Genomic DNA, 21,764 nt, shown 5'->3' with positions numbered 1-21,764 from the left:
CCCCCCCCCCCCGCCGGCCCCCCCCCTCAGCCCGCTTCCGGGCGCTGTTATCCTGGGACATTCTCCCTCTCAGGGGGCAGGCGGCCGTCCTCTCAGTCCACGATCTTGGCGTTGGGGTAGACCCGCTCAATCCGCTGGTCGGGGTAATGGCGGTCCAGGAAGAGCCCCAGAGTAGTCTGGGGGGCGTCCCCGGCGCTGCGCTGGGTGTATCGGTCCAGTGCCAGGGCAGATATGATGATGTTGCACACCATAAAGACGATAAGCACCCAGGTGCCCGCCTTTCCCCAGCGGATGGGGATCCGCTCGATCCACGCTGAGAGTCTGGGATAGAGGCCCTTCAGCCATACCACGGCCGCAATTCCCCAGAAAAAGCAAAACAGCAGATTGATCCGTCCCCCAAGGTTGAAGGGAATATGGCTGTAATCCCAGAAGACGGTACCGAACACCAACTCAGTAAAGACGGAGCAGCTGTACTCGTATGCGCCCCCCAGCACTGTGCCGGCCAGGAAAATATATCGGTCGCTGCGGTCCTTGTATTTGTAGAGCAGCGCAGTGAGCAGGACACAGCCCAGCCCCCAGACAATGGAGAAGGGGCCGTAGAGCACACTGCTGCGGCTCATCAGCTTCCCCAACACTGCCCAGCACCAAATAGTTTCGGTGATATCCCCCAGGAAAGAACCGATGAAGAACAGCGCGGCCAACTTGTAAAAGCCGCATCCCTGGGCAAACCGCTCCGGCTTGACCTTTGGAGCCTGCTTTCCGCTCAGCCGTTCCCGCTCCAGGCTGGGGTATGCCCTTTCCATACGTCTCTGGATGTGTCGGGTCACGGTGGTATCTAGGGTATGGGTAAGCCGGCTCAGGAAGCGGGAGATATGGGTAGGCTCGCTCAGGGCGCCGTGGAGCTGGAGCACAGCGGCCCAGGAGCCAACAAAGTCCACTCCCAGCAGAATATACACCACCAGCAGTACGATCTCTCCCGCCGTCCTGGGGATCAGGCCCACCAATGTAAGGAAGATGGGATTCAGAACAAAGATGGCCAGCAGAGCGGACAAGCCCCAGATAACAGAGTATTTCAGGCAGATATGTCCTTCAAACTGAAACCGCTGGCCGGAATAGTCCCACCATTTCTGATGAAAGATGCGCTCCAGGAATACACCGGTAACAAACTCCAGAAATGTGGCGAGGATCATGCCCAAAAGGAAGAGGAAAAATGGGTCTTCCCGCAGTTCAGGCAGAAAAATGGCAAAAAGCAGCGCCCCCAGGCCATAGGTGGGAGAGAAGGGGGCGCTGAGGAAGCCGCGGTTGAGGAGGCGGCGGCGTTTCAGCGCGGCTAGAACGGTTTCGGCCAGCCAGCCCAGGAAGGAATAGAACAGGAAGAGCCAGAGCAGCTGATAGACAGTATAATCCATAGGATCTCCTTATCAAGATGGTCGAAAGGCAGTATGCCGTTTTTCCCGACCTCTGTGCCGGGAGGCGTACACCATTTGTTTATCTCTGTTTTTCGGCGGACAGGAACTCCTCTATGGCAGTCCTCCCGGCCCGGACCGAACCCTGAACAAAGTCCGGCCTGCCTCCGCCCCGGCCGTCCAGGGCCTGATTCAGTTCCCTCACAAAGGAGCGCAGATCTCCGCCCCGCAGGCCGATGGCGTATTTATACCCCTCCCCATCGCCCCCGGAAAAGCAGGCACAGCGGCCGCCGCAGACTTGGAGGACTGCGTCACACAGGCGGCGCAGTCCGTCGGGAGACAGCCCCTCCTCGAAAAGGATCACATCCCCCGCCCCAGCCAGACCATCGGCCAGCTGGGCAAACCGTGCCTCCTCCATACGGGCGAGGCGGGTCTTCAGGTCCTGATTCTCCCCCAGCAGGCGCTCCACCCCGCCGGCCGTCTCAAAGGGCTTGGCGGAAAGCAGATTAGAGATCCGCCGGTTCTGGCCCAGCACCCGATCCAGATAGCTCAGGGCCCGGCCGCCGCAGAGCAGCTCCACCCGCACGCCCTCCCGGAACTTCTGTACGGAGAGAAGCTTGACCAGCCCCACCTGCCCGGCGGATGCCACATGGGTCCCGCAGCAGGCGCAGGTGTCCGCCCCAGGGAAGGAGACAATGCGGACCTGCCCAGAGATCGCCTTTTTGCTCCGATAGTCCAGCGCAGCCAGCTCCTTCGTCGTGGGGTAGGTGACCGATACGGGGCGGTCCTCCCAGATGTACTGGTTGGCCCGCAGCTCGATGTCCCGCAGGTCTTCCTCCTCCAGCGGCCCGTTGAAATCGATGGTCACCAGGTCGCTGCCCAGATGGAAGCCCACGTTGTCATAGCCGTAGGTACTGTGGATCAGGCCGGAGACGATATGCTCCCCGGAGTGCTGCTGCATCAGGTCGAAGCGCCGCGCCCAGTCTACAGCCCCCTCCACCTGAGTCCCCGGCTCCAGGCGGGCGGCGCAGGTGTGGACCACCGCTCCATCCTGCTCCTGGACCTGGGTGACTGGGATGCCGTTCAGCGTACCGGTGTCCCAGGGCTGCCCTCCCCCTTCAGGATAGAAGGCCGTGCGGTCCAGCACCACAGACCACCCACCCTTGTCAGCAGCACAGGACACCACCTGGGCAGTGAAGCGTGTCAGGAAGGGGTCCTGCTGGTACAGCTTTTCCATATGAAAAACTCCTCTCGGATCGAAATGGCAGAAACAGCATACCACATTCCGTAGGAAAATGCAAAAAAAGAGAGACGGCTGATCTGGGCGGTATCGCCTTCTAAATCCACGACAGCCGGCACTGTCCAAAAGACAGTGCCGGCTGAGCGTTCTCGATATTCCAGAGCTCCTTTTTCAGGGGGCCCCGGCTCACCGGATGGACAGGGCATCGCCCTCCAGGGTGACTGTGCGGCCCAACATCTCAAAGAGCCGGGCAGGAGCCCAGGTGGTGCCGGGGGCGGCAATGTAGGGGGCCATCCCATAGTCCGCAGGGGCGGTCATCCCCACTGCCCCCTTGATCTTCGTCACGCCAATGATCTGGTCCTCTCCCACCGTCATCTGGACAGAGAACTGATCGCTCTCCACGGCGATCCTGTCACCCTCTCCATCTTCGCCGGGGGTGTAGATCACCTGATAGCCAAGCGCCTGGGCCACAGCGGCCACGGGGACCATGGCGGTGCCGTTTTCAACGAGGCCGGTAACGGGCAGGACCATATCTCCCTCCAGCACCAGGTCCAGCGCCGTGCCGTTCTCCGGGAGAACGGAGGACGGTTCCTCCTTCTCACTGGGCAGGAGCATCAGGCCGTCAGCGTGGGTCTGTCCGGGATAGGACAGGGCCACCGCCTGATACCAGGCCATGATCCGGTCTCCTGCCTTCAGGTCCTCCAGTGCGGCAGAGCCGCCCGCATAACGGACAGTCTGGGTATCACCGTCCAGATAGATCAGCAGTCCGCCGTTGTCTGTCGTGACGATCAGGCCGCCGTCCTCCCCCTCTGTGATCTCCTCCACCACATGGTACTGGGCGCAGGAGATATCCTGAGGGATATTCCGGACCACCGCATAGGCTGCGGACTGGGGCGGAAGGGAGCGGGTGGAAATGGGGCTGTGGAACACATAGACGCTCTCCCCCTCCTTCAGGTCCGCGGGATCTGATGCAGTGCGGTTCCCGCTGTCGATCCATACTGTATCAGAAGAAATATTCATGATATACTCACCGTAGCGCTCAGAGGAGAGGACCAGGCGGGTGACTGTGCCCGCTTCATCCCGAACGACCTGGGTCACTTGTCCAAAGTACAGCACGCTGGCCGGGAGAGTCTGGGCCTGAGGTGCAGAGGCGGCGGCGGAAGCTCCAGGCTGACCTTCGGCTTCTGCTGCCATACCGGGGACCGCAAGGGTGCAGAGCAGGGCGCCGCTTATCACGAGAGCAGAGAAGGTTCGTTTCATATCATAACACTCCTTTTTCTTTCAAACGCTCGGAAATTTTTCCTTGCACTGAGATAGACGGTCAAAGGGTAAAAAAGTTCCCCCTCTGGAGAAATTTTTTTGTTCCCTATGAGATATTTTTCCGTGTCCGGGGATATTCCTGGTGAAAAGCTTTTCAAGATCCCGCAAAGGAGGTGAGCTCCCCTGACAGACGAGTCCTTTACCTCGGCCGTTCGGACCTATGGAGACACAGTCTACCGCGTGGCCTATCACGCCCTGAAAAACCGGGCCGACGCCGAGGATGTGATGCAGACCACCCTGCTCCGGCTGCTGGAGCACCGGCAGCCCTTTGAGAGCGAGGAGCACATGAAGCACTGGCTGCTCCGGGTGGCCGTCAACGAGAGCCGGAAGCTGCTGCGCTCCTTCTGGCGCAGGCACGCCGTCCCCCTGGATGAGTGGCGGGATGCCCCCGTGTTCCAGGACCCGGCCCAGTCCGAGCTGTTTCAGGCCGTGATGGCTTTGGACGCCAAATACCGCCTGACCATCTATCTCTACTACTATGAGGGCTGCTCCGTCAGCGAGACGGCAGCCGCCCTCCGCGCAAAGCCATCCACCGTTCAGACCTGGCTGCAGCGGGCCCGGGCCCGCCTGCGCCGCACACTTTCTGAGGAAGAGGAAGGGGAGGGACCTGAGCATGTTCGACCGCAGATCGTACCTTGACACCATTTCGGCCCTGCGGGCCGATCCCGACAAGCTGGAGGAGATCATCAAGATGAAAGAGAATGACCGCAGACATATCCCGCACTCCCTGCGCCCCGTGGCCGCGGTGGCCGCCGCCCTGGCCCTGCTGGGCATCTCCGTGGGCGCTGTCAACACCGAACCGGTCCAGGAGTTCCTGTACCACATCTCCACCGCCGTTCAGGTGGGCGTGTTCCGCCAGGACATCACCACAGAGGAGGGGGTGGACCTCACCATCTACCACATGCCTGAGGTCAGCCTGGAGGACCGGGACGGCCGGGCGATCCTCCTTCTGGACGGGGAGGAGACGGACATCACAGACGCCCTGGCCCAGGATGGGCACTACACCTTTCAGCAGCAGAGTGAGGGCACCGTACTGGACCTGACCGTCACTGGCAGTGTGCAGGACTGGACCCTCATCTGCTCGGTCCACGGCGAGGGCGAGGAGGGACCGGTCTACACCTATACCGGCGGGGAAGCGGATTCCTCCACCGTCACGGTGGACACGGGAGACGAGGTCTCCGGTGTGGTCTCGGCGGAGCCCAAGGAGTCGGGGCTCACCGCCGCCTCGGTCACCCCGGCCGGCTGAGCTCTGAACGCCAGCCGCGTTTCCCCGGAGGTATCCCCAGAGGAGCAGCGGGTCCCCCGGCGCGGCGATGCCGCCCGGGGGACCCGCTCATTCTCTCAGGTGACCGGCTCAAAATCAGAGGCCGGACGGCCGCAGATGGGGCACCGGAAGTCCTCCGGCAGGGTGTCCGACTCGTAGATGAAGCCGCAGATCTTGCAGATAAATCCCTTGGCCTTGGGGGCGTCCGCCACCGCCTGCTCCGGCGCTTCCTGCTCCCCCCTCACGGAGGCGGCCAGGGCATCGGCCAGCGCCTCCAGCTCCTGGTCCTGCCCTGGAGCCAGGGCGGACTTCAACGTCACGGTCTGCTCCAGCAGCTCCATGTTCTTCATCTCCCCCAGTATCTGGGCCATCAGCTTTCCGCTGGCTGGAGCCCAGGAGCCGTTCTGGATCAGAGCCACCGTCCGATCCTGGAGGGCGTGATGGGCGATGTCCCGCAGCAACTCCTCCATGGGGGTGAAAATGCCGTTGTTATAGGTGGCGGAGGCAAAGACGATATGGCTGTACTTAAAGGCGTCAGACAGCACGTAGGAGCAGTGGGTCACCGACACGTCATACAGCTCCACCGGGATGCCCCGCTCCGCCAGGCGGCAGGCCAGGATACCGGCCGCCGTCTCCGTCCCCCCGTAGATGGAAGCGCAGGCAATGAGCACTCCCCGCACTTCCGGCTGGTAGGAGGCCCACTTTTTATATTTGTCCATCAGATAGCCCAGGTCCCTGCGCCAGATCGGACCGTGCAGGGGGCAGACCATCCGGACGTCCAGCCCCTCCACCTTTTTCAGCAGGGCCAGCACCTGAGGGCCGTACTTGCCCACGATGTTGGTGTAGTAGCGGCGGGCCTCGTCCAGCCAGTCCCGGTCAAAATCCACCTCATCGGCAAACAGCACGCCGTTGAGGGCGCCGAAGGTGCCGAAAGCATCGGCGGAGAAAAGGATGTGGTCCGCAGCATCGTAGCTCACCATTACCTCCGGCCAGTGGACCATGGGGGCGGAGTAAAAGGTGAAGGTGTGCCGCCCCGTGCACAGGGTGTCCCCCTCCTTCACCAGCATGGCCCCCTTGGGGGCGCTCCAGTGGAACTGGCGGAGCAGGTTCATCGACTTCCCATTACAGACGATGGTAGTCCCGGGGTAGCGGACCAGCAGGTCGCCCAGGGTAGCGGCGTGGTCGGGCTCCATGTGGTGGACGAATACATAGTCCAGCCTCCGGCCCTGGAGGGCGTGCTCCAGGTTCTCGAAGAACTGGTGCTGGACCGCCCGGTCCACCGTGTCGAAGAGCACCGTCTTCTCATCCAGCAGCAGGTAGGAGTTGTAGGACATCCCCCTGGGGACCGGGTGGTCACTTTCAAAGCGGGGGCTCTGCCGGTCGTTGCCGCCGATCCAGATCAGATCCTCTGTCACGTTCCGCACACAATGCATATCATAAACCTTCTTTCGTATGGAAAATCCTTCTGCTCTTTTATCCTACCACATAGGTTATCCCGGCGCAACCGGCCTCATTATGATTTTCTCGTTTTATTTTGTCTGTGTTCCCGTAACTGGCTGGAAGGACCGACGCCCCAAAGAGAACGGTCCCCGCGGAAAAGGGGTTTCTTTTCCGCGGGGACCGTTTTTATGCCTCTCCGCCCAGGCCGCAGGCCTCGATCACGTGCTGTTCCATCTCCTTGGCGTCGATCCTTACGCCGGCGAAATACTCCAGGGCGAAGACCGCCTGATAGATCAGCATCCCCAGGCCGTTGGCCGCTTTCAGCCCCCGCAGCCGGGCCTGCCGCAGCAGCTCGGTCTCGGCCGGGCTGTAAATGAGGTCGAACACCGCCGCGTGCCCGGGCAGTTCGTCCAGGAAGCTCAGGTCCCGGAACTGGCTGTTCGTCCCTGTCATGCCCAGACTGGTGCAGTTGATGAGGATGTCGCAGTCCCTGGCGCCCCGGCGCAGGTCCTCAAGGGCGAAACCGATGTGCCCCATCCGGCCCTTGGCCAGATTGCACAGGGCCTCCGCCTTCTGGGGGGTCCGGTTGCACACGGTGATGGGGCCCGCCCCCTGCTGCACCAGCTTCAGGGCCACAGCCTTGGCCGCGCCCCCCGCGCCCAGCAGGGTGATGCGGCGGCCCGGCACCTCCACCCCCAGGTCGGTGAGAGCCTGGTAGAAACCCATCCCGTCGGTGTTGTGGCCGATGCACCGCTTTCCCCGGATGCACACGGTGTTGACCGCGCCGTACAGCCGGGCATCCTCCCCCAGCTCATCCATCAGTGGGACCAGGGCCACCTTGTGGGGCATGGTGGCGTTGAAGCCCGCGAAGCCCTCCCGGCGGGCGGTATCCAGCCACTCCTGGGTATCCCCCTGGTGGACCAGGCGCTTGGTGTAGTGATAAAGGATGCCCAGCTTCGCGATCATCGCGTTCTGGATCAGGGGCGATTTGGAGTGCTCCACCGGGTCACCGATGACGCACAGCCTGCCCAGGCCCTGCTCCGTTTTTTCCATCATGATGTCAGCCTCACTTTCCCACGCCGGTCTCCCGCCCCTCTCCGGGCGGCGGGACACGGCGGCGCTCCTTCTCGGTCAGCGCACGTCCTGGCCCCGCCGCACCAGGGCCAGGACGGAGTCCACCGTCTCATCCACCGTGGTGCTGGGGACGGTGTACCGGGCATATTTGCGGTACAGGTTGATGCGCTGATCATACAACAGGAATACCCGGTCCCGCCCCCCGCTGAGCAGTGGCCGGCCGTCCAGCTCCGTGTTGGCGATGTCCCTGGGGTCCCGGTCCAGGAAATAGACGGTGCCGGTGGCGCTGAGGATCTCCATATTCTCCGGCCGGAGGATGATCCCGCCGCCGGTGGAGATGACCGTCCCCTCCATGGCCGCGGCCCGGCGGGCGGCGGCGGTCTCCTCCCGGCGGAAGGCGGCCTCCCCGTCCTGGGCAAAAATGTCCGGGATGGAGCGCCCCGTCTTTTCCACCACCATGGCGTCCGTCTCCACCAGGGGCATCCCCAGCCGCTCCGCCAGGGCCGCCCCCACGCAGGACTTCCCGCTGCCCGGCATGCCGATGAGCACCACATTGGTCTTTCGGACCGTGCCAGTGCCGCTGCGGTCGATCAGCTCCTGCTGCCGGCGGCGGCTGATGGCCATGATGGTCTGGAATAGCTCCTTTACGTCCTCCTCCTGCCGGATGTCCACCGCCAGGCTGGCCCGCTTGGCCAGCACCCGGCGCTCCCGCTCCCGGTCCAGCACCTGCATCCCGTGGGCCAGCTTGTACTCCCCTACCTTGCCAGTGACCTCCATCCGCCGGAGGAAGAGCCGGACCAGCTGTTCGTCCAGCTCGTCGATCTCCTGTCTGTACTGTTCCAAATCGCTCATATCGCGTCCCTCTCTCTGTCCAAATCGGTCATAGGTCCATCAGCTGGCAGGCAGCCAGGGCGGCGGCGGCCTCGATCACGGGCAGCGCCCGATGCAGGATACAGGGGTCGTGCCGGCCGGTGATGGTCAGCTCCGCGTCTTTTCGCTGGACCAGATCCACCGTCTGCTGAGGCTGGGCGATGGAGGGGGTGGGCCGGATGCATACCTCGAACTCCACCGGCATCCCGTTGGTGATGCCCCCGTTCACCCCGCCGGAGTGGTTGGTCCGGGTCTTCACTGTGTCTCCATCCATATAAAAGCTGTCGTTGGCCTGGCTCCCCCGCAGAGAGGCAAAGCCCACTCCGTCTCCGAAGCCCACCGCCTTCACCGCGGGCACCGCGAAGAGGTACTGGGAGAAGATGCCCTCCACGTTCTCCCCGTAGTCCGGCGCCCCCAGGCCGGCGGGCAGACCGGTGACGGCGCAGCGGATGCACCCGCCTACCGAGTCCAGCTGGCTCCTGGCCTCCAGCACCGCCTGCTCATACTGCTCCGGCGTGGGGTCCGGGATGCCCGCCACGTTGGAGATGCGTGCGGCCACCTGGACTCCCTTCTGCTCCAGCAGCTGCTTGGCCACCGCCCCTGCAAAGACCAGCGGCGCAGTGAGCCGGCCGGAGAAATGGCCTCCGCCCCGGTAGTCGTTGCACCCCTGATAGCGCACATAGCCGGCGTAGTCCCCGTGTCCTGGGCGGGGCAGGTCCTTCAGCTTCGCGTAGTCCCTGGAACGGGTGTCGGTATTTGCAATCACCGCGCACAGCGGGGTGCCCGTGGTCCTGCCCTCAAACAGGCCGGAGAGGATCTCCGGCACATCCGCCTCCTTCCGGGCGGTGGACAGGGGACTTCCCCCCGGGGCCCGGCGGGCCATCTCGGCGGACACCCGCTCCAGGTCCAGCTCCAGCCCCGCAGGCACCCCCTCCAGCACCACACCGATGGCGGGGCCGTGGGACTCTCCAAAGATCACATATCGCATGCTTCTCGCTCCTCTCTCTGCCGCAGGACGCGCCCGCCCAGGCTCTCATAGACCTCCCAGAAGTCGGGGTAGGACTTGGCCACGCTCTCCGCGCCCCGGATGGTCACTGTCCCTTCCGCCCGGGTGGCGGCTACCGCCAGCATCATGGCGATGCGGTGGTCGTTGTGGCTGTCCGCAACGCCCCCCAGCAGCCGCTCCACGCCGCGGATCTCCAGAAAATCCGCCCCCTCGGTGAGCTGGCCGCCCAGCTTGTTCAGCTCCTCCGGGATAGCCGCCAGGCGGTCACACTCCTTCAGCCGCAACCGCCCCGCGTTGACCAGCCGGGCCGTCTGCCCGGGCCGGAGGGCGGCCCGCACCGCCAGGGCTGGAGCCAGGTCCGGACACTGGGCAATGTCCAGCTCCACCCGGCCCGGCCCGGCCAGCTGCTGGAAATAGGGTACAGCACACCGGTCCCCCTGGGTGGAGTCCGGGTCCAGTCCCTCCACCGTCAGCGGGCTCCCCAGCCCGGCGGCGGCCAGCCAGAAGGCGGCCTGGGAGTAGTCCGCCTCCTCCCCCAGAGTGCCGCGGCCGTACTGCTGGCCTCCGGGCACCCGGAAGCCCTCGGGCAGCTCCTCCACCCGGATGCCCCGGTCCCGCAGCACCTGGAGGGTCATGTCCACATACCCTCTGGACTCCAGCGGGGAGGTGAGCCGGATGATGCTCTCCCCCTCCAGCAGAGGCAGGGCAAAGAGCAGGCCCGTGACGAACTGAGAAGACACATCCCCCGGCAGGGGATACTCCCCGGGACGCAGCCGGCCCCGGACCGTCAGGGAGTCCCCCTCCCGGCGGTGGGTGATCCCCATCCCGTCAAAGATCCGGAAGTAGGGCTCCTGGGGCCGGTCCATCAGCCTCCCCCGTCCCCGAAACATGCCTCCGCCCCGCAGGGCCAGCGCCACCGGGATCAGGAACCGCAGGGTGGAGCCCGACTCTCCGCACTCCAGCACCGGGAGCTCCCCCTCCCCTTCCCGCAGGCTCTTCAGGCAGTCCCGGGTGGCCCGGATATCCTGGGAATCCGCCCGGTGAGCGGGGTCGTCTATGTTCTCCCCCGCCAGCGCCCGGGCGATCAGCAGCCGGTGGGCCTGGCTCTTGGAGGGAGGCGGCGTCACCGCCCCGGCCAGCAGCCCAGGCTCGATCATCACTGTCATATGTTTCGCCCCTTTTCTCGCTGTGCTGCAAAAAAACGGGGGACACATCGATGAAATCGATGTGTCCCCCGCATCAGCATCCAGATCTGATCACACGGAGAGGGCCGCCGTCCTACTCTGGGACCGGCACATCCATTCCATCTCTCTGTATTTTCCCAGCACGAAATAGCCGGTGCTCATAAATCGAGCCCAGCTGTTGGTAAAATAGAAAGATGCAGTTGTGAGGATGTGCTGCTTCATGTGGCACCTCACTGAAAATCATTTTTTCTTAGTTTAACCCGATAAAGTGAAAATTGCAATCGCCGTTTCATCTATAATTCCAGATTATAATCGCTAAATTTTTGTATATATTTAACATATTTTAGATGTTTTTCCCCTTCCGGGGCCGAAAGCCAGGTCTCCAGCACCCGATCCAGAGACGTCCGCACCTGCTCCTCCGTCCCAGACTCCCCCACCGCGCGGATGGTATAGAGCACGCTGCCTCGGGCATGCTCCGCTTGGATGGAGCACCAGCTCGCCCCGCTCTCTGCGGTCACCACCGGCGTCCCCGCCTCCGCCGCCTCCAGATAGGCCTGCCGCGCCAGTTCTGTCCCCCAGCCCTTGTCCGAGGGCATGTCCTCCGCCCGGGTCCCGTACAGGGCCGCGGATACCATCACCCGGACTGCTCCGTCCCGCCAGCCCGACTGGACGCTGACCCACTCCACCTGGCCCTCCCGTGTGCCGTACCACTCGGCCTTCACCCGCGGGGCGTCGGAGGCTTCCAGGGGCATGCCCGCATAGGTGGCCTCCTCCAGCCAGCCGCAGTCCGCCGCCGGGTCCGGGATGGACGGCCCCAGAAAATCCGCGCACTGCGCCCAGCTGTCAAACTCCTGGGCGCAGTGGCCCAGAAGTGTGCTGCTCAGCATGCGTTCCAACTCGTCCACCGCCTCCCAGGCCGTCCAGTTCTCCTCCAGTGCGTCGTACACCCCCTGAGAGAAGCCCTCTGCCGGGATGGGCGCCAGAACGCCGCTCTCCCCACCGCATCCAGCCAGTAGGAAGGCGCCCCCCAGTGCCAGGACCGCCGCTCTGATTCCCTTCATCTCCACCGATCCCTTCTTCTCTGTGGTTTGGCTGTATTTTACCATATGAGATACCCCCGCAACAAGCCCGTCTTTCCTGGCGGAGGCCTCCCGGCATCGTGTCCTGCTTAGTGCGCATGGCTCCCGGGCCCCCTCTCTACGCCCTGCAGCACCGATCATACTGGACTGGCGGGCTTTGCGCCGCCGGTCCTCTTGAAAAGCCCCCCCTTCTCCCTTTACAAAACGCCTGCCTCTGGTATATGATAATATGACATCTACCCGTCACACCGGGAGAACAGGAGGACCCTATGGAATACATCATCGTCCCCATGGACCGGGGCCATATCCCCCAGATCGCGGCGCTGGAGCGGGAGTGCTTCTCCACGCCCTGGAGCGAGAACATGCTCTCGGACGCGCTCTTTGACCCCAAGGCCAGCTTCATTGTCGCCGAGGACGGGGAGGGCGGCGTGCTGGGCTACGCCGGTCTCCAGGTGGTGCTGGACGAGGGCTACATCGACAACATCGCCGTGGAGGAGGCCGCCCGCCGTCACGGGGTGGGGGATGCCCTTCTGGACGTGTTCTGCCGCTTCGGGCAGGCCCATCTCTCCTTCCTGACCCTGGAGGTGCGGGCCTCCAACGCCCCCGCCATCGCCCTGTACCGCAAGCATGGCTTTCAGGAGGCGGGCCGCCGGAAAAACTACTACCAGCAGCCCCGGGAGGACGCCATCATCATGACAAGGGAGTTTGAACACCATGAAGCTGAATGAGCTCTCCCCACAGCAGCTGGCCCAGCTGTACCGTCAGGAGCTGACCTCCGCCTTTCCCCCAGAGGAGCTCAAGCCCCTGCGCTCCATGCTCTCCCTCATGGAGCAGGGACGCTACCAGGCCCTGGGCCTGTACGACGGGGAGGATCTGGTCGCCTACGCCCTGATTTGGCTGGAGCCGGGCTGTCCCTTTGCCCTGCTGGACTACCTGGGCACCATGGCCGGCCTGCGGGAGCGGGGCCTGGGCAGCCGGATGCTGGACCTGCTTGCGGAGCACTACGCCCACTTCCGGGGCATCTTCGGGGAGGCGGAGGCCCCTGAAAACGGGGACCCCGCCGGGGAGCCCCTGCACCGCAGGCGGCTGGCCTTCTATCAGCGCAACGGCTTCCGCTACGGCGGGTACGACTGCGCCCTGTTCGGCGTCCACTACCGGGCCCTGATCCGTGGGGCGGAGGATGTGACGGCTGAGGAACTGCTCCAGGTCCATCAGTCCATCTATCGCCGGCACTTCCCGCCGGCACTCTATCAGCGCTTCATACAGATCCCCCTCCGGCCCGGGGAGCGGCCCAATCCCCCCGGACGCTGGATGGAAGAGGAAAAGGACGGTGTTTCCCAATGAACATTCTGGCCATTGAGTCCTCCTGTGACGAGACCGCCGCTGCGGTGGTGCGGGACGGCAGGACTGTGCTGTCCAACTGTGTGGCCTCTCAGATCGAGATGCACACTATCTACGGCGGCGTGGTGCCCGAGATCGCCTCCCGCAAACATGTGGAGGCAGTGAGCGGTCTGGCCCGGGAGGCCCTGGAGCGGGCCGGCCTGAGCCGGGAGGAGGTGGACGGTGTGGCGGTGACCTATGCCCCGGGCCTGATCGGTGCGGTGCTGGTGGGGGTCAACTTTGCCAAGGGGGCCGCGCTGGCCCTGGACCGGCCCCTGATCCCTGTTCACCATGTGCGGGGCCACATCGCCGCCAACTACCTTACCCACCCGGACCTGGAGCCCCCCTTCGTCTGTCTGTGCGTCTCCGGCGGCACCACCGCCATCGTTGATGTGCGCTCCTATACAGAGATGGAGGTGCTGGGCGGGACCCGGGACGACGCCGCCGGGGAGTGCTTCGACAAGGTGGCCAGGGTGCTGGGCATCGGCTATCCCGGCGGTGCCCCCATGGACCGCCTGGCTGACGGGGGGGACGACGCCAAATATGAGCTGCCCCGGGCCCACGTCCAGGGGGCCGAGCTGGACATGTCCTTCTCCGGCCTGAAGACCGCCTGCCTGAACCTGATCCACAACGCCCAGCAGAAGGGGGATGCCCTGGACCTGCCCTCCTTTGCCGCCTCTTTCGGCCGGGCGGTGAGCGAGAGCCTGGTCCCCCGGGCCATGGAGGCCTCCCGCCGGAAGGGATACGGCAGGCTGGCGGTGGCCGGAGGGGTGGCGGCCAACCGCCGCATCCGGGCCGACCTGGAGGCTGCCTGCCGGCAGAGCGGTGACCGCCTCTTCCTCCCGGAGCTCAAATACTGCGGCGACAACGCTGCCATGATCGGCTGCCAGGGGTACTACGAATTTCTGGCCGGCCGCACTGCGGGCCTGGACCTGAATGCCTATGCCACTCGGGACATCTCCCTGGGATGACACCTTTTTTGTCATTATGTCACCTGCGTTTCGTTTACCGGCCCTCCGCCGCCCGGCCCTCCTTCCCCGCCACAGTCCTACGCTCCCCGGTTGGAGAGCCGGAGTTTTCCACACAGGCTGTGGATAATCCTGTGGAAAATGTGTATAACTTTCCGTAAACAAAAATTCCATGTCTGTATTATGTAAAATAAAAAGCCAGTCGGTGCGCTGCCTTATTTGGCTGGAAACTCCGGATTTTTTAGGCGCCTCAGAGAAGGCCGGAGCAGGGAGAAGTCTCGCCCTCTCTGCCCGGCCCCTTTTGAAATACACTGGGTAATCTCTGAAAATCACCCTTGACAAGGACGGAACTTTCTGATATAGTAGCTGAGCAAAACAAAGCAGGAACGGTACCCCGTCCTCACCCCAGGCCAGCGCCGAAGGGTCAACATGGATCTGCTCCGCCGGGTCTCCCGGCGGTAGTCTTCACGTGATGCGGGTGCCTGTTCTGGCAGCTGCATTTATTTTTTGTCAGGAGGTGCTTTCCCATCGCTAACACAGGTCATCAAACCAATGAAGAGATCCGGGATAAAGAGGTCCGTCTGATCTCTGAGTCCGGCGAGCAGCTTGGCCTCATGTCCTCTCAGGAGGCGCTGCGCATGGCCGAGGAGCAGGGGCTGGATCTGGTCAAGATCTCTCCCAACGCTGTCCCCCCCGTATGCAAGCTGATGGATTACGGCAAGTTCCGGTTCGAGCAGACCAAGCGCGAGAAGGAAGCCCGCAAGAATCAGCGCGTGGTAGAGATCAAGGAGATCCGGATGTCTCCCAGCATCGACGTCAACGATTTCAACGTCAAGCTCCGCAACGCGCAGAAATTCCTGGCCGACGGCAACCGGTGCAAGATCACCGTGCGCTTCCGCGGCCGGGAGATGGCCCACACCAACATCGGTCAGGACCTGCTTCTGAAGTTTGCCGAGGAGTGCGGCGAGATCGCCGTGATGGACAAGAGCCCCAAGCTGGAGGGGCGGCACATGTCCATTTTCCTCTCCCCCAAACCCGCCAAGGACGCGAAAAAGTAAGTAAAGGAGTTCTCTGTTATGCCGAAGATCAAGATCAAGACCCACAGCGGCGCCAAGAAGCGTTTTTCCCTCACCAAGACCGGCAAGGTCAAGCGCGCCATGACCAAGAAGCGTCACCTGCTCAACGGCCACGGCAAGACCACCAAGCTCAAGCGGGCTCTGCGCGGCACCACCTACGCCGACAAGACCAACGAGGCCGCCATCAAGCGCATGATCCTGTACAAGTAAGATAGAGGGAGGAACAGACAAATGGCACGTGTAAAAGGCGCGATGATGACGCGCAAGAGAAGAAATAAGATCCTCAAGATGGCCAAGGGCTACTGGGGTTCCAAGTCCAAGCACTTCAAGATGGCCAACCAGGCCGTGATGAAGTCCCTGACCTATGCTTATACCGGCCGCCGGCTGAAGAAGCGCGACTTCCGTCAGCTGTGGATCACCCGGATCAACGCCGCCTGTAAGCTGAACGGCATGAATTACTCCACCTTCATGAACGGACTGAAGAAGGCCGGTATCGCCATCAACCGTAAGATGCTGGCTGAGATGGCCGTCAATGACAAGGCCGCGTTCACCCAGCTGACCGAGACCGCCAAGAAGGCCCTCGCCTGATCGGTGCGGCCAGAATCTAAAAGATCCCGGCAGAGACATGGTCTCTGCCGGGATCTCTGCATTTATTTCGCCATCAGGTCCACCAGATTGATCCGATCCTTCACGTCCTGGGAGATGTCCGCATGGTCCTTGATGTGTCGGAGCACCTCCATCGTCAGGCCGTAGGAGTCCTCCAGGCTCCGGTCCAGCTCCATGGGGCCGTTGGTCATGTCAAAGATCACCGGCAGCGCGCTGAGGAAGCTGAAGCGGTTCACCCGCGCTCCCTTGAAGTCCTCCCAGGGATAGAACCGGGCCGTCTGTCCGCGATTCATCCGCAGGCCCTTCTCCGTCACCTCATACCAGTAGTTCTCGTTAAAACGCCGGAGAAACTTATTGGTGCACCAGACAGCCAGGATGCCGATGGAACCGAAGATGGCCAGCAGAGGCCCACCGGTCAGACTGGGGATCCATTCGCCAAGCAGCCAGTCATAGACAAAGTAGGCGACCACCAGGACCGCGATCTCCGCCAGGATGCCCATGGTCAGCACCTTTTGGAACCGCTTCCCCATCCGATATTTTTTGCTCATGTAAGTGTCCCTCCCGCCCGCCTTCCGCGAGCCGCTTCTCTCCGGTGGCCCGGGCCGCCGGGGGGCGCGGCGGGAAAGCCGTGGACGCGCCCCTTTCATTTGTGATATATCATACCAGCTTCTCCGCCGGAGCGCAACCGTTCTTTTGGAACTATGTCAAAAAATTCACACTTCATTCACAGGCACGTGCGCTCATCCGCAGGGCTGTTCCGCCGGAGCCGGGGCATCCAGCCGCTCCAGCACCGAGACCGACACCTCAAAGGCCGTCCGCTCCTCGCTGGTCTCCCCCAGGCGCTTGGTATACACCCGGCTCTGGAGGCGGCCCTCCAGCTCCACCCGATTGCCGGGAGCCAGCTCCGCGCATCTTCTTGCCAGGGAGCCCCAGGCGATGCAGGGGAGATAGTCCGTCCGCCCGTACCGCCGGTTCACCGCCAGCATCAGGTCGCAGATGTCCCGGCCCAGCGGGGTCCTGCGGTACACCGGTACCTTGCACAGAGTGCCCGTCAGCCGCAGGCGGTTCTCCTCCTCCCCCGGTTCCCGGTGCATCTGTCTGGCGTAGACCGAGATCACCAGCCGGCTGCCCACCCCGCTCCTGTTGTTGAAGGAGCGGACCTCCCCCTCTACGGACAGCTCCTCTCCCTCCGTCAGCGGGCAGCGCTCCAGCAGGGCGGCCGAGGCCACCACATTGACCCGGTCCTCCGCTCCGGACAGCCGGCACACCGCCAGGGGGAATTTCAGGTAGGACTCCCCGTGGTTTGTATGGGAGGGCACGGGGGCCTGACACACCCGCCCGTGGAGGACGATCCGATTTTCATTCCATTCAGTCTGCATTGCGGCAACACCCCTATCGTTTGTTGCTCCCAATGTATGCGTCCCTGGCGGCTGGTATGTCCCCTTTTTCTGGTGAGGCCTCTATAGGACGCGAAGGACCTCCCGGCCTGGGCCGGGAGGTCCTTTCAGCTTGCGGAAAAGCCTCGCAGAGTTCGCGCCCGCAGGCGGTCAAACCCTGGGCGCGGTTGACTGAAGCTTTCTCAAAAATGCGGCAAAGCCGCTTTTTCGACAGTCTCCTTTTTCCTTCACCGTGGATCGGGGGCCGCCTCCTTCCGAGGGCGGTTCTTTCGATACAGGAGGTCCAGCCCCTTCAGCTGGAGGTCCCGCTCCAGGGCGATCTCATGCCGGCACAGGGGGACCACGAACCGTGCCACTCCCCCGGTGGCCACCACGGTAGTGGGCCGGCCCAGCTCCGCCTCCATCCGGTCAATAAGGCCGTCCACCATGGCCGCGGCGCCGAACATCAGGCCGCTCTGCATGCACTCCACAGTGTTCTTCCCAATGGCCCGCCGGGGCCGTTCCAGCTGGATGCCCGGCAGGAGGGAGGCCCGGCTGGACAGGGCCTCTGCGGAGATGCGCAGGCCTGGCAGCACAGCCCCGCCCAGGAAGGCGTTCCCGTCGTCGATGACCGCGATGGTGGTGGCCGTCCCCATGTCCACCACGGTGAGGGGGGTGGGGTAGGCGTCCACCGCCGCCACCGCCGCCGCGATCAGGTCCGCCCCGGTGGCCCCCGGGTCCTCCAGCAGGATGTTGATCCCGGTCTTGATGCCAGGGCCTACCACCATGGGCTCCTTCCCCGTCAGCTTCACGATGCCGTTGCGGACGGAGTTGAACACCGGCGGCACCACCGACGCCACGATGCAGTCCCGGATCTCCTCCACCCTGGCGCCGAAGAGATCCAGCATGTCCTTGATCTCCACCCCATACTCGTCCGAGGTCTTGGTGGCGTCAGTGGCCAGGCGGGCCTCAAAGAGGATCTCCCCCTCCTGGATCCCCCCCAGGGTGATGTTGCTGTTCCCAATATCAATGGCCAGAAGCATGTCTCCCACTCCATCCCGGCCCCGGACCGGGACCGCAGTTTTCTTGCTCCATTATACCGAAACGGGCCGCGGATTGCAACCCGCGGCCCCTTCCTCAGCCCTCGTGCTCGATCTGCTCCTGGAGCATCTTCAGCTCCCCCAGGGTGGACACCGACAGTCCGCTCTCCAGCAGCCGGAGCTGGACCTTGCCAGACATAGTGTTCCAGTAGGTGAGCAGGTCGCGGTCCTCCCCCACCACGTCCTGGGGTCGGCGGAAATACTGCTTCATAGTCATCCTCCTCCGCCCACAGTGTCCCCCGCCGGCCCCATTCCTATGCGGAAAAGGCCCGGACAGAAGCTGTCCGGGCCTTTGGCCTATGGGGTCATACGTCCTGCTTGGGCTCCTCCGGGGCGGCAGGCGCCTCCTCGGGGGCAGCGGCCTCCTCTGCCGGGGTCTCCGGGACCTCCTGCTCGGGGGCTGGCTCCTCGGGGGGGACATCCTCCACCACCGGCTCAGCGGTGACGCTCTCTGCCTCCTCCTCCACACAGCCCTGGGCCTTCAGCTCCGCAATGCGGGCGTTGTTGGTCTCAATGGCCGCCTTAGCCTGGCTGATCCGTCCGCAGGCGGCGGCATAGGCCCCCTCCGGGGCGGCGCCCCGCTCCGCGTAGTACAGCCGGCCCAGCTCCAGGTACGCCTTCTTGATGGTGTCCTCCTCGCCCATATTACTGGTCTTCAGCTTCGCGATCTCCGCCAGCTGCTTTGACTTCGCCACACCGCTCTGGGCCAGGTCCGTGACCTTCTCCCGCAGATCATCAAAAGAAAATGCCATGGTCAAAACCTCCTTCAAATGCTTCAAACGCGGTCCTTCCGCTTGGTGGCTTCATTTTATACTACTTTCCCGGCCAGCGCAAGGCAGGCGGCCGCGATTTAATCTTTTTTTCATATTCTCTGCATCCCAGTTTAAGATTTCCCCCTGTCCAGGCCCTGAGTTCTCCCCGGCCCAAAACATACCATTTTTCTCCTGCAATTCGGCCAAATTTCGATATTTTTCCAGCGGTTTAAGATTTTAAGCCGTACATTTGCACTAAGATTAAATGACGAAAAAACGGCGCAGGCTATGCTTTGAAGCAGCAGGTGAAAGGAGGCAGTGCGCTTTGAACGTCAAAAAACATCTGAGTATTCGAATGGACGGGGAACTTCACGATAAATTCCAGTACGTAGCGGCCTATGAGGGACGCTCCATGAGCGGTCAGGTCCTCTATCTGCTTCGGAAATGCGTTCAGGAGCATGAAAAGGAGTATGGAAAGATCACCAAAGAGGATCTGGAGGACCCCTCTGTCCAGTCCACCTGACCTCCGCTCTCCTCCGGGGAGGGTGTTTTTAAGAAGCAAGGGTGCCCGCCCACGGGGCGGGCACCCTTGCTTTTTCCCCGGTCTCTGTCATTTTTCTCCGCTTTCACTTGCGTCTTTTTCCGATGCGTATTATCATGAGGGCATGATCCCCGGCTGCCGTGCCCCCGCGGCAGGCCGGACCGGAAAGGGCTGATGTTCCGTGAAGATGGGCAGCGCGCTCCTCGACCTCCTGTTCCCGCCCCGCTGTCCCTTCTGCCGCCGGCTCCTGACGGAGCGGCACGCCCTGCTCTGCCCGGATTGTCAGCGGACGCTGCCTTGGCTGGAGGGGGACTCCGCCCGGCGCACGGGGGAATTTTTCGGGGTGTGCGTCTCTCCCCTGGCCTACCGGGGCCCGGTGCGGGAGGCCGTCCACCGCTACAAATTCTCCGGCAGCCGGAGCTATGCCCGCCCCTTCGGCCAGCTCATGGCCCAGTGCGTCCGGGACCAGCTGGACGGACGGTTCGACTGCGTGACCTGGGCCCCTCTCAGCGCCAGGCGCCTGCGGCAGCGGGGCTATGACCAGGCCCGCCTGCTGGCGGAGGAGGCCGCCCGGGTGCTGGAGGTCCCCGCCCTCCCCCTGCTGAGCAAGACCCGGGATACCCCGCCCCAGTCCGGTCTGGAGGAGGCGGGCCAGCGCCGGGCCAACGTGCTGGGGGTGTACAGAGCGCCTGATGCCGCCGCCGGCCTCCGGGTCCTGCTGGCCGACGACGTGGTCACCACCGGCTCCACCCTGTCCGAATGTGCCAGGACCCTCCTCACCGCCGGAGCGGCGGAGGTGGTGTGCGTCACCCTGGCACAAGCCCGGAAGGACAGGCCGGAAAAGCCGCGAAAAACTGCGAAATAACAGTTGAAATGCAGCCTGCTTGCCGTTATAATAAATAAGAAAGCTCCTGTTTTTGCATATTTTCCAGTTTCAGGGTTATACTCTCCTGGAATACAAGATAAATCGAATGAGGTAATGATATGAATTGGTTTAGCAAGGACATCGGTATCGACCTGGGTACCGCCTCCGTTCTGGTATATGTCAAGGGAAAAGGCGTGGTTCTCCGCGAGCCCTCTGTGGTGGCCATGGACAAGAACACCGGCAAGCTGCTGAAGGTGGGGGCCGAGGCCAACGCCATGCTGGGCCGCACCCCCGGCAACATCATCGCCATGCGCCCCCTGCGGGAGGGCGTCATCTCCGACTACGATATGACGGAGCGGATGTTGAAGGAGTTCATCAAGAAGGTCACCTCCTTCCGCCTGTTCAAGCCCCGTGTGGTCATCTGCGTCCCCTCCGGCATCACGGAGGTGGAGGAGCGCGCCGTCATTGATGCGGGCATCCAGGCGGGCGCCCGCCGGGTCTACCTGATCGAGGAGCCTGTGGCCGCCGCCATCGGCGCTGGCATCGACATCGCCAAGCCCGACGGCCACATGGTGGTGGACATCGGCGGCGGCACCGCCGACATCGCGGTCATCTCCCTGTCCGGCGTGGTGGAGTCCGCCTCCATCAAGATCGCCGGCGACAAGTTCGACGAGGCTGTCATCAAGTACATACGCCGCAAGCACAATGTGCTCATCGGTGAGCGTACTGCTGAGGAGCTGAAGATGACCATCGGCTGTGTCTTCCCCCGCCCGGAGGAGGTCACCATGGACATCAAGGGCCGCTGTCTGATGACCGGCCTGCCCCGGGTGTTCACCGTCTCCTCCAGCGAGATGATCGAGGCCTTTGAAGAGCCCTCCACCCGCATCCTGGAGGCCATCCACGGCGTGCTGGAGCGCACGCCCCCCGAGCTGGTGGCCGACATCTCCACCAACGGCATCGTGATGACTGGCGGCGGCTCCCTGATCTGGGGCTTCGACAAGCTGGTGGAGTCCCACACCGGCATCGAGACCCATGTGGCCGACGACGCCATCTCCTGTGTGGCCTACGGCACGGGCAAGTCCCTGGATGACCTGGACCACATGCAGGACGGGACCATGAACCTGTCCCGCCGCAAGCAGATGAACTATTGATGGACGCAGACAGGGGGGGGGGGGGGGGGGGGGGGGGGGGGGGGGGGGGGGGGGGGGGGGGGGGGG

General features: G+C 63.4%; 26 protein-coding genes. 11 read left to right on the top strand and 15 right to left on the bottom strand.

All coding sequences use genetic code 11. The annotated features are described in order from the left end of the window. Positions 1 to 92: 92 nt before the first annotated feature. From NE584_RS15825 to NE584_RS15815, 3 genes are all read right to left on the bottom strand, one after another. Positions 93 to 1,409, bottom strand: a complete 1,317-nt coding sequence (locus NE584_RS15825) for a putative ABC transporter permease (protein ID WP_256183222.1) — start codon at positions 1,407 to 1,409, stop codon at positions 93 to 95. A gap of 79 nt (positions 1,410 to 1,488) precedes the next feature. Continuing rightward, positions 1,489 to 2,643, bottom strand: coding sequence for a serine-tRNA(Ala) deacylase AlaX (locus NE584_RS15820; protein ID WP_050625275.1), 1,155 nt, complete (start codon positions 2,641 to 2,643; stop codon positions 1,489 to 1,491). Between the two features lie 189 nt (positions 2,644 to 2,832). Beyond that, complete coding sequence (locus tag NE584_RS15815; protein WP_256183221.1) at positions 2,833 to 3,906, bottom strand: stalk domain-containing protein; 1,074 nt, start codon at positions 3,904 to 3,906, stop codon at positions 2,833 to 2,835. Positions 3,907 to 4,089: 183 nt separating this feature from the next. Here NE584_RS15815 and NE584_RS15810 point away from each other — a divergent pair, with 183 nt between their 5' ends. Both NE584_RS15810 and NE584_RS15805 read left to right on the top strand, forming a co-directional pair. Then, positions 4,090 to 4,605 (top strand): RNA polymerase sigma factor, encoded by a 516-nt coding sequence (locus NE584_RS15810; RefSeq protein ID WP_050625277.1) that lies wholly within the window; start codon positions 4,090 to 4,092, stop codon positions 4,603 to 4,605. Continuing rightward, a complete protein-coding gene (locus tag NE584_RS15805) occupies positions 4,580 to 5,212 on the top strand; it encodes a hypothetical protein (protein WP_256183220.1) in 633 nt (210 codons plus the stop codon). Before NE584_RS15810 ends, NE584_RS15805 begins: the two co-directional genes overlap by 26 nt. Positions 5,213 to 5,307: 95 nt before the next feature. Here NE584_RS15805 and NE584_RS15800 read toward each other — a convergent pair whose 3' ends face one another. The 7 genes from NE584_RS15800 to NE584_RS15770 form a co-directional block, all read right to left on the bottom strand. Beyond that, a complete protein-coding gene (locus NE584_RS15800; protein WP_108979539.1) occupies positions 5,308 to 6,663 on the bottom strand; it encodes an MBL fold metallo-hydrolase in 1,356 nt (451 codons plus the stop codon). Between the two features lie 193 nt (positions 6,664 to 6,856). Then, positions 6,857 to 7,726, bottom strand: a complete 870-nt coding sequence (aroE, locus tag NE584_RS15795; protein WP_256183218.1) for a shikimate dehydrogenase — start codon at positions 7,724 to 7,726, stop codon at positions 6,857 to 6,859. Positions 7,727 to 7,801: 75 nt separating this feature from the next. After that, positions 7,802 to 8,596 (bottom strand): shikimate kinase, encoded by a 795-nt coding sequence (locus NE584_RS15790; protein WP_050625281.1) that lies wholly within the window; start codon positions 8,594 to 8,596, stop codon positions 7,802 to 7,804. Positions 8,597 to 8,624: 28 nt separating this feature from the next. Continuing rightward, positions 8,625 to 9,602 (bottom strand): chorismate synthase, encoded by a 978-nt coding sequence (locus tag NE584_RS15785; protein WP_256183217.1) that lies wholly within the window; start codon positions 9,600 to 9,602, stop codon positions 8,625 to 8,627. Next, positions 9,590 to 10,786 carry a 3-phosphoshikimate 1-carboxyvinyltransferase gene (locus tag NE584_RS15780; RefSeq protein WP_256183216.1) on the bottom strand — a complete coding sequence of 399 codons (1,197 nt, stop codon included), beginning with the start codon at positions 10,784 to 10,786 and terminating at the stop codon, positions 9,590 to 9,592. The genes NE584_RS15785 and NE584_RS15780 overlap by 13 nt, the downstream gene beginning before the upstream one ends. A 90-nt stretch (positions 10,787 to 10,876) precedes the next feature. Continuing rightward, positions 10,877 to 11,026: a hypothetical protein gene (locus NE584_RS15775; RefSeq protein WP_256183215.1), complete on the bottom strand. Its 150-nt coding sequence runs from the start codon at positions 11,024 to 11,026 to the stop codon at positions 10,877 to 10,879. Between the two features lie 71 nt (positions 11,027 to 11,097). After that, positions 11,098 to 11,910, bottom strand: coding sequence for a hypothetical protein (locus NE584_RS15770; RefSeq protein WP_256183214.1), 813 nt, complete (start codon positions 11,908 to 11,910; stop codon positions 11,098 to 11,100). Positions 11,911 to 12,152: 242 nt separating this feature from the next. On the opposite strand from NE584_RS15770, the gene rimI reads away from it, so the two are divergent. The 6 genes from rimI (at position 12,153) to rplT (ending at position 15,895) form a co-directional block, all read left to right on the top strand. Further along, positions 12,153 to 12,611, top strand: coding sequence for a ribosomal protein S18-alanine N-acetyltransferase (gene rimI / locus NE584_RS15765; protein ID WP_050625285.1), 459 nt, complete (start codon positions 12,153 to 12,155; stop codon positions 12,609 to 12,611). Continuing rightward, positions 12,598 to 13,227 (top strand): GNAT family N-acetyltransferase, encoded by a 630-nt coding sequence (locus NE584_RS15760; protein ID WP_256183213.1) that lies wholly within the window; start codon positions 12,598 to 12,600, stop codon positions 13,225 to 13,227. Before rimI ends, NE584_RS15760 begins: the two co-directional genes overlap by 14 nt. After that, positions 13,224 to 14,234 (top strand): tRNA (adenosine(37)-N6)-threonylcarbamoyltransferase complex transferase subunit TsaD, encoded by a 1,011-nt coding sequence (tsaD, locus tag NE584_RS15755; RefSeq protein ID WP_108979544.1) that lies wholly within the window; start codon positions 13,224 to 13,226, stop codon positions 14,232 to 14,234. The genes NE584_RS15760 and tsaD overlap by 4 nt, the downstream gene beginning before the upstream one ends. Positions 14,235 to 14,725: 491 nt before the next feature. Then, entirely contained in the window at positions 14,726 to 15,289 is a 564-nt protein-coding gene (gene infC / locus NE584_RS15750; protein ID WP_108979545.1) for a translation initiation factor IF-3, read from the top strand. A gap of 18 nt (positions 15,290 to 15,307) precedes the next feature. After that, positions 15,308 to 15,517, top strand: a complete 210-nt coding sequence (rpmI, locus tag NE584_RS15745; RefSeq protein WP_050625289.1) for a 50S ribosomal protein L35 — start codon at positions 15,308 to 15,310, stop codon at positions 15,515 to 15,517. Between the two features lie 21 nt (positions 15,518 to 15,538). Then, positions 15,539 to 15,895, top strand: a complete 357-nt coding sequence (gene rplT / locus NE584_RS15740) for a 50S ribosomal protein L20 (RefSeq protein ID WP_050625290.1) — start codon at positions 15,539 to 15,541, stop codon at positions 15,893 to 15,895. A gap of 62 nt (positions 15,896 to 15,957) precedes the next feature. On the opposite strand, the gene NE584_RS15735 is transcribed toward rplT, so the two are convergent. The 5 genes from NE584_RS15735 to NE584_RS15715 all read right to left on the bottom strand — a co-directional run bounded on the left by NE584_RS15735 (position 15,958) and on the right by NE584_RS15715 (position 19,141). Further along, a complete protein-coding gene (locus NE584_RS15735) occupies positions 15,958 to 16,461 on the bottom strand; it encodes a hypothetical protein (protein WP_050625291.1) in 504 nt (167 codons plus the stop codon). Positions 16,462 to 16,653: 192 nt separating this feature from the next. Then, complete coding sequence (locus tag NE584_RS15730; protein ID WP_050625292.1) at positions 16,654 to 17,292, bottom strand: single-stranded DNA-binding protein; 639 nt, start codon at positions 17,290 to 17,292, stop codon at positions 16,654 to 16,656. Between the two features lie 245 nt (positions 17,293 to 17,537). Next, the gene (locus NE584_RS15725) at positions 17,538 to 18,332 is read right to left on the bottom strand and encodes a type III pantothenate kinase (protein WP_256183212.1); all 795 of its coding nucleotides are present in this window, start codon (positions 18,330 to 18,332) and stop codon (positions 17,538 to 17,540) included. Positions 18,333 to 18,426: 94 nt separating this feature from the next. Then, a complete protein-coding gene (locus NE584_RS15720; RefSeq protein ID WP_154669741.1) occupies positions 18,427 to 18,600 on the bottom strand; it encodes a hypothetical protein in 174 nt (57 codons plus the stop codon). 94 nt (positions 18,601 to 18,694) lie between these two features. After that, positions 18,695 to 19,141: a serine proteinase gene (locus NE584_RS15715; RefSeq protein ID WP_256183211.1), complete on the bottom strand. Its 447-nt coding sequence runs from the start codon at positions 19,139 to 19,141 to the stop codon at positions 18,695 to 18,697. Positions 19,142 to 19,466: 325 nt separating this feature from the next. On the opposite strand from NE584_RS15715, the gene NE584_RS15710 reads away from it, so the two are divergent. The 3 genes from NE584_RS15710 (at position 19,467) to NE584_RS15700 (ending at position 21,698) form a co-directional block, all read left to right on the top strand. Then, positions 19,467 to 19,664 carry a hypothetical protein gene (locus NE584_RS15710; RefSeq protein WP_050625294.1) on the top strand — a complete coding sequence of 66 codons (198 nt, stop codon included), beginning with the start codon at positions 19,467 to 19,469 and terminating at the stop codon, positions 19,662 to 19,664. A 205-nt stretch (positions 19,665 to 19,869) separates the two neighbouring features. Then, positions 19,870 to 20,547: a ComF family protein gene (locus NE584_RS15705; RefSeq protein WP_108981493.1), complete on the top strand. Its 678-nt coding sequence runs from the start codon at positions 19,870 to 19,872 to the stop codon at positions 20,545 to 20,547. A 119-nt stretch (positions 20,548 to 20,666) separates the two neighbouring features. Beyond that, a complete protein-coding gene (locus NE584_RS15700) occupies positions 20,667 to 21,698 on the top strand; it encodes a rod shape-determining protein (protein WP_050625295.1) in 1,032 nt (343 codons plus the stop codon). Positions 21,699 to 21,764: the final 66 nt, after the last annotated feature.

This window comes from Clostridium sp. DFI.5.61 (genome assembly GCF_024462915.1).
GTDB classification, from domain to species: domain Bacteria; phylum Bacillota; class Clostridia; order Oscillospirales; family Oscillospiraceae; genus Lawsonibacter; species Lawsonibacter asaccharolyticus.
This window is presented reverse-complemented; position numbering and strand designations above follow the sequence as displayed.

What these genes read in the sequence shown, in the direction of transcription:
- NE584_RS15770 (WP_256183214.1), bottom strand. Translation starts at nt 11,910, where the DNA reads ATGGTAAAATACAGCCAAACCACAGAGAAGAAGGGATCGGTGGAGATG.
- NE584_RS15775 (WP_256183215.1), bottom strand. Translation starts at nt 11,026, where the DNA reads ATGAAGCAGCACATCCTCACAACTGCATCTTTCTATTTTACCAACAGC.
- NE584_RS15700 (WP_050625295.1), top strand. Translation starts at nt 20,667, where the DNA reads ATGAATTGGTTTAGCAAGGACATCGGTATCGACCTGGGTACCGCCTCC.
- NE584_RS15715 (WP_256183211.1), bottom strand. Translation starts at nt 19,141, where the DNA reads ATGGCATTTTCTTTTGATGATCTGCGGGAGAAGGTCACGGACCTGGCC.
- NE584_RS15730 (WP_050625292.1), bottom strand. Translation starts at nt 17,292, where the DNA reads ATGCAGACTGAATGGAATGAAAATCGGATCGTCCTCCACGGGCGGGTG.
- NE584_RS15735 (WP_050625291.1), bottom strand. Translation starts at nt 16,461, where the DNA reads ATGAGCAAAAAATATCGGATGGGGAAGCGGTTCCAAAAGGTGCTGACC.
- tsaD (WP_108979544.1), top strand. Translation starts at nt 13,224, where the DNA reads ATGAACATTCTGGCCATTGAGTCCTCCTGTGACGAGACCGCCGCTGCG.
- NE584_RS15760 (WP_256183213.1), top strand. Translation starts at nt 12,598, where the DNA reads ATGAAGCTGAATGAGCTCTCCCCACAGCAGCTGGCCCAGCTGTACCGT.
- NE584_RS15800 (WP_108979539.1), bottom strand. Translation starts at nt 6,663, where the DNA reads ATGCATTGTGTGCGGAACGTGACAGAGGATCTGATCTGGATCGGCGGC.
- NE584_RS15815 (WP_256183221.1), bottom strand. Translation starts at nt 3,906, where the DNA reads ATGAAACGAACCTTCTCTGCTCTCGTGATAAGCGGCGCCCTGCTCTGC.
- rplT (WP_050625290.1), top strand. Translation starts at nt 15,539, where the DNA reads ATGGCACGTGTAAAAGGCGCGATGATGACGCGCAAGAGAAGAAATAAG.
- rpmI (WP_050625289.1), top strand. Translation starts at nt 15,308, where the DNA reads ATGCCGAAGATCAAGATCAAGACCCACAGCGGCGCCAAGAAGCGTTTT.
- NE584_RS15725 (WP_256183212.1), bottom strand. Translation starts at nt 18,332, where the DNA reads ATGCTTCTGGCCATTGATATTGGGAACAGCAACATCACCCTGGGGGGG.
- NE584_RS15790 (WP_050625281.1), bottom strand. Translation starts at nt 8,596, where the DNA reads ATGAGCGATTTGGAACAGTACAGACAGGAGATCGACGAGCTGGACGAA.
- NE584_RS15805 (WP_256183220.1), top strand. Translation starts at nt 4,580, where the DNA reads ATGTTCGACCGCAGATCGTACCTTGACACCATTTCGGCCCTGCGGGCC.
- NE584_RS15720 (WP_154669741.1), bottom strand. Translation starts at nt 18,600, where the DNA reads ATGAAGCAGTATTTCCGCCGACCCCAGGACGTGGTGGGGGAGGACCGC.
- rimI (WP_050625285.1), top strand. Translation starts at nt 12,153, where the DNA reads ATGGAATACATCATCGTCCCCATGGACCGGGGCCATATCCCCCAGATC.
- NE584_RS15820 (WP_050625275.1), bottom strand. Translation starts at nt 2,643, where the DNA reads ATGGAAAAGCTGTACCAGCAGGACCCCTTCCTGACACGCTTCACTGCC.
- NE584_RS15825 (WP_256183222.1), bottom strand. Translation starts at nt 1,409, where the DNA reads ATGGATTATACTGTCTATCAGCTGCTCTGGCTCTTCCTGTTCTATTCC.
- NE584_RS15785 (WP_256183217.1), bottom strand. Translation starts at nt 9,602, where the DNA reads ATGCGATATGTGATCTTTGGAGAGTCCCACGGCCCCGCCATCGGTGTG.
- NE584_RS15780 (WP_256183216.1), bottom strand. Translation starts at nt 10,786, where the DNA reads ATGACAGTGATGATCGAGCCTGGGCTGCTGGCCGGGGCGGTGACGCCG.
- NE584_RS15705 (WP_108981493.1), top strand. Translation starts at nt 19,870, where the DNA reads ATGGGCAGCGCGCTCCTCGACCTCCTGTTCCCGCCCCGCTGTCCCTTC.
- aroE (WP_256183218.1), bottom strand. Translation starts at nt 7,726, where the DNA reads ATGATGGAAAAAACGGAGCAGGGCCTGGGCAGGCTGTGCGTCATCGGT.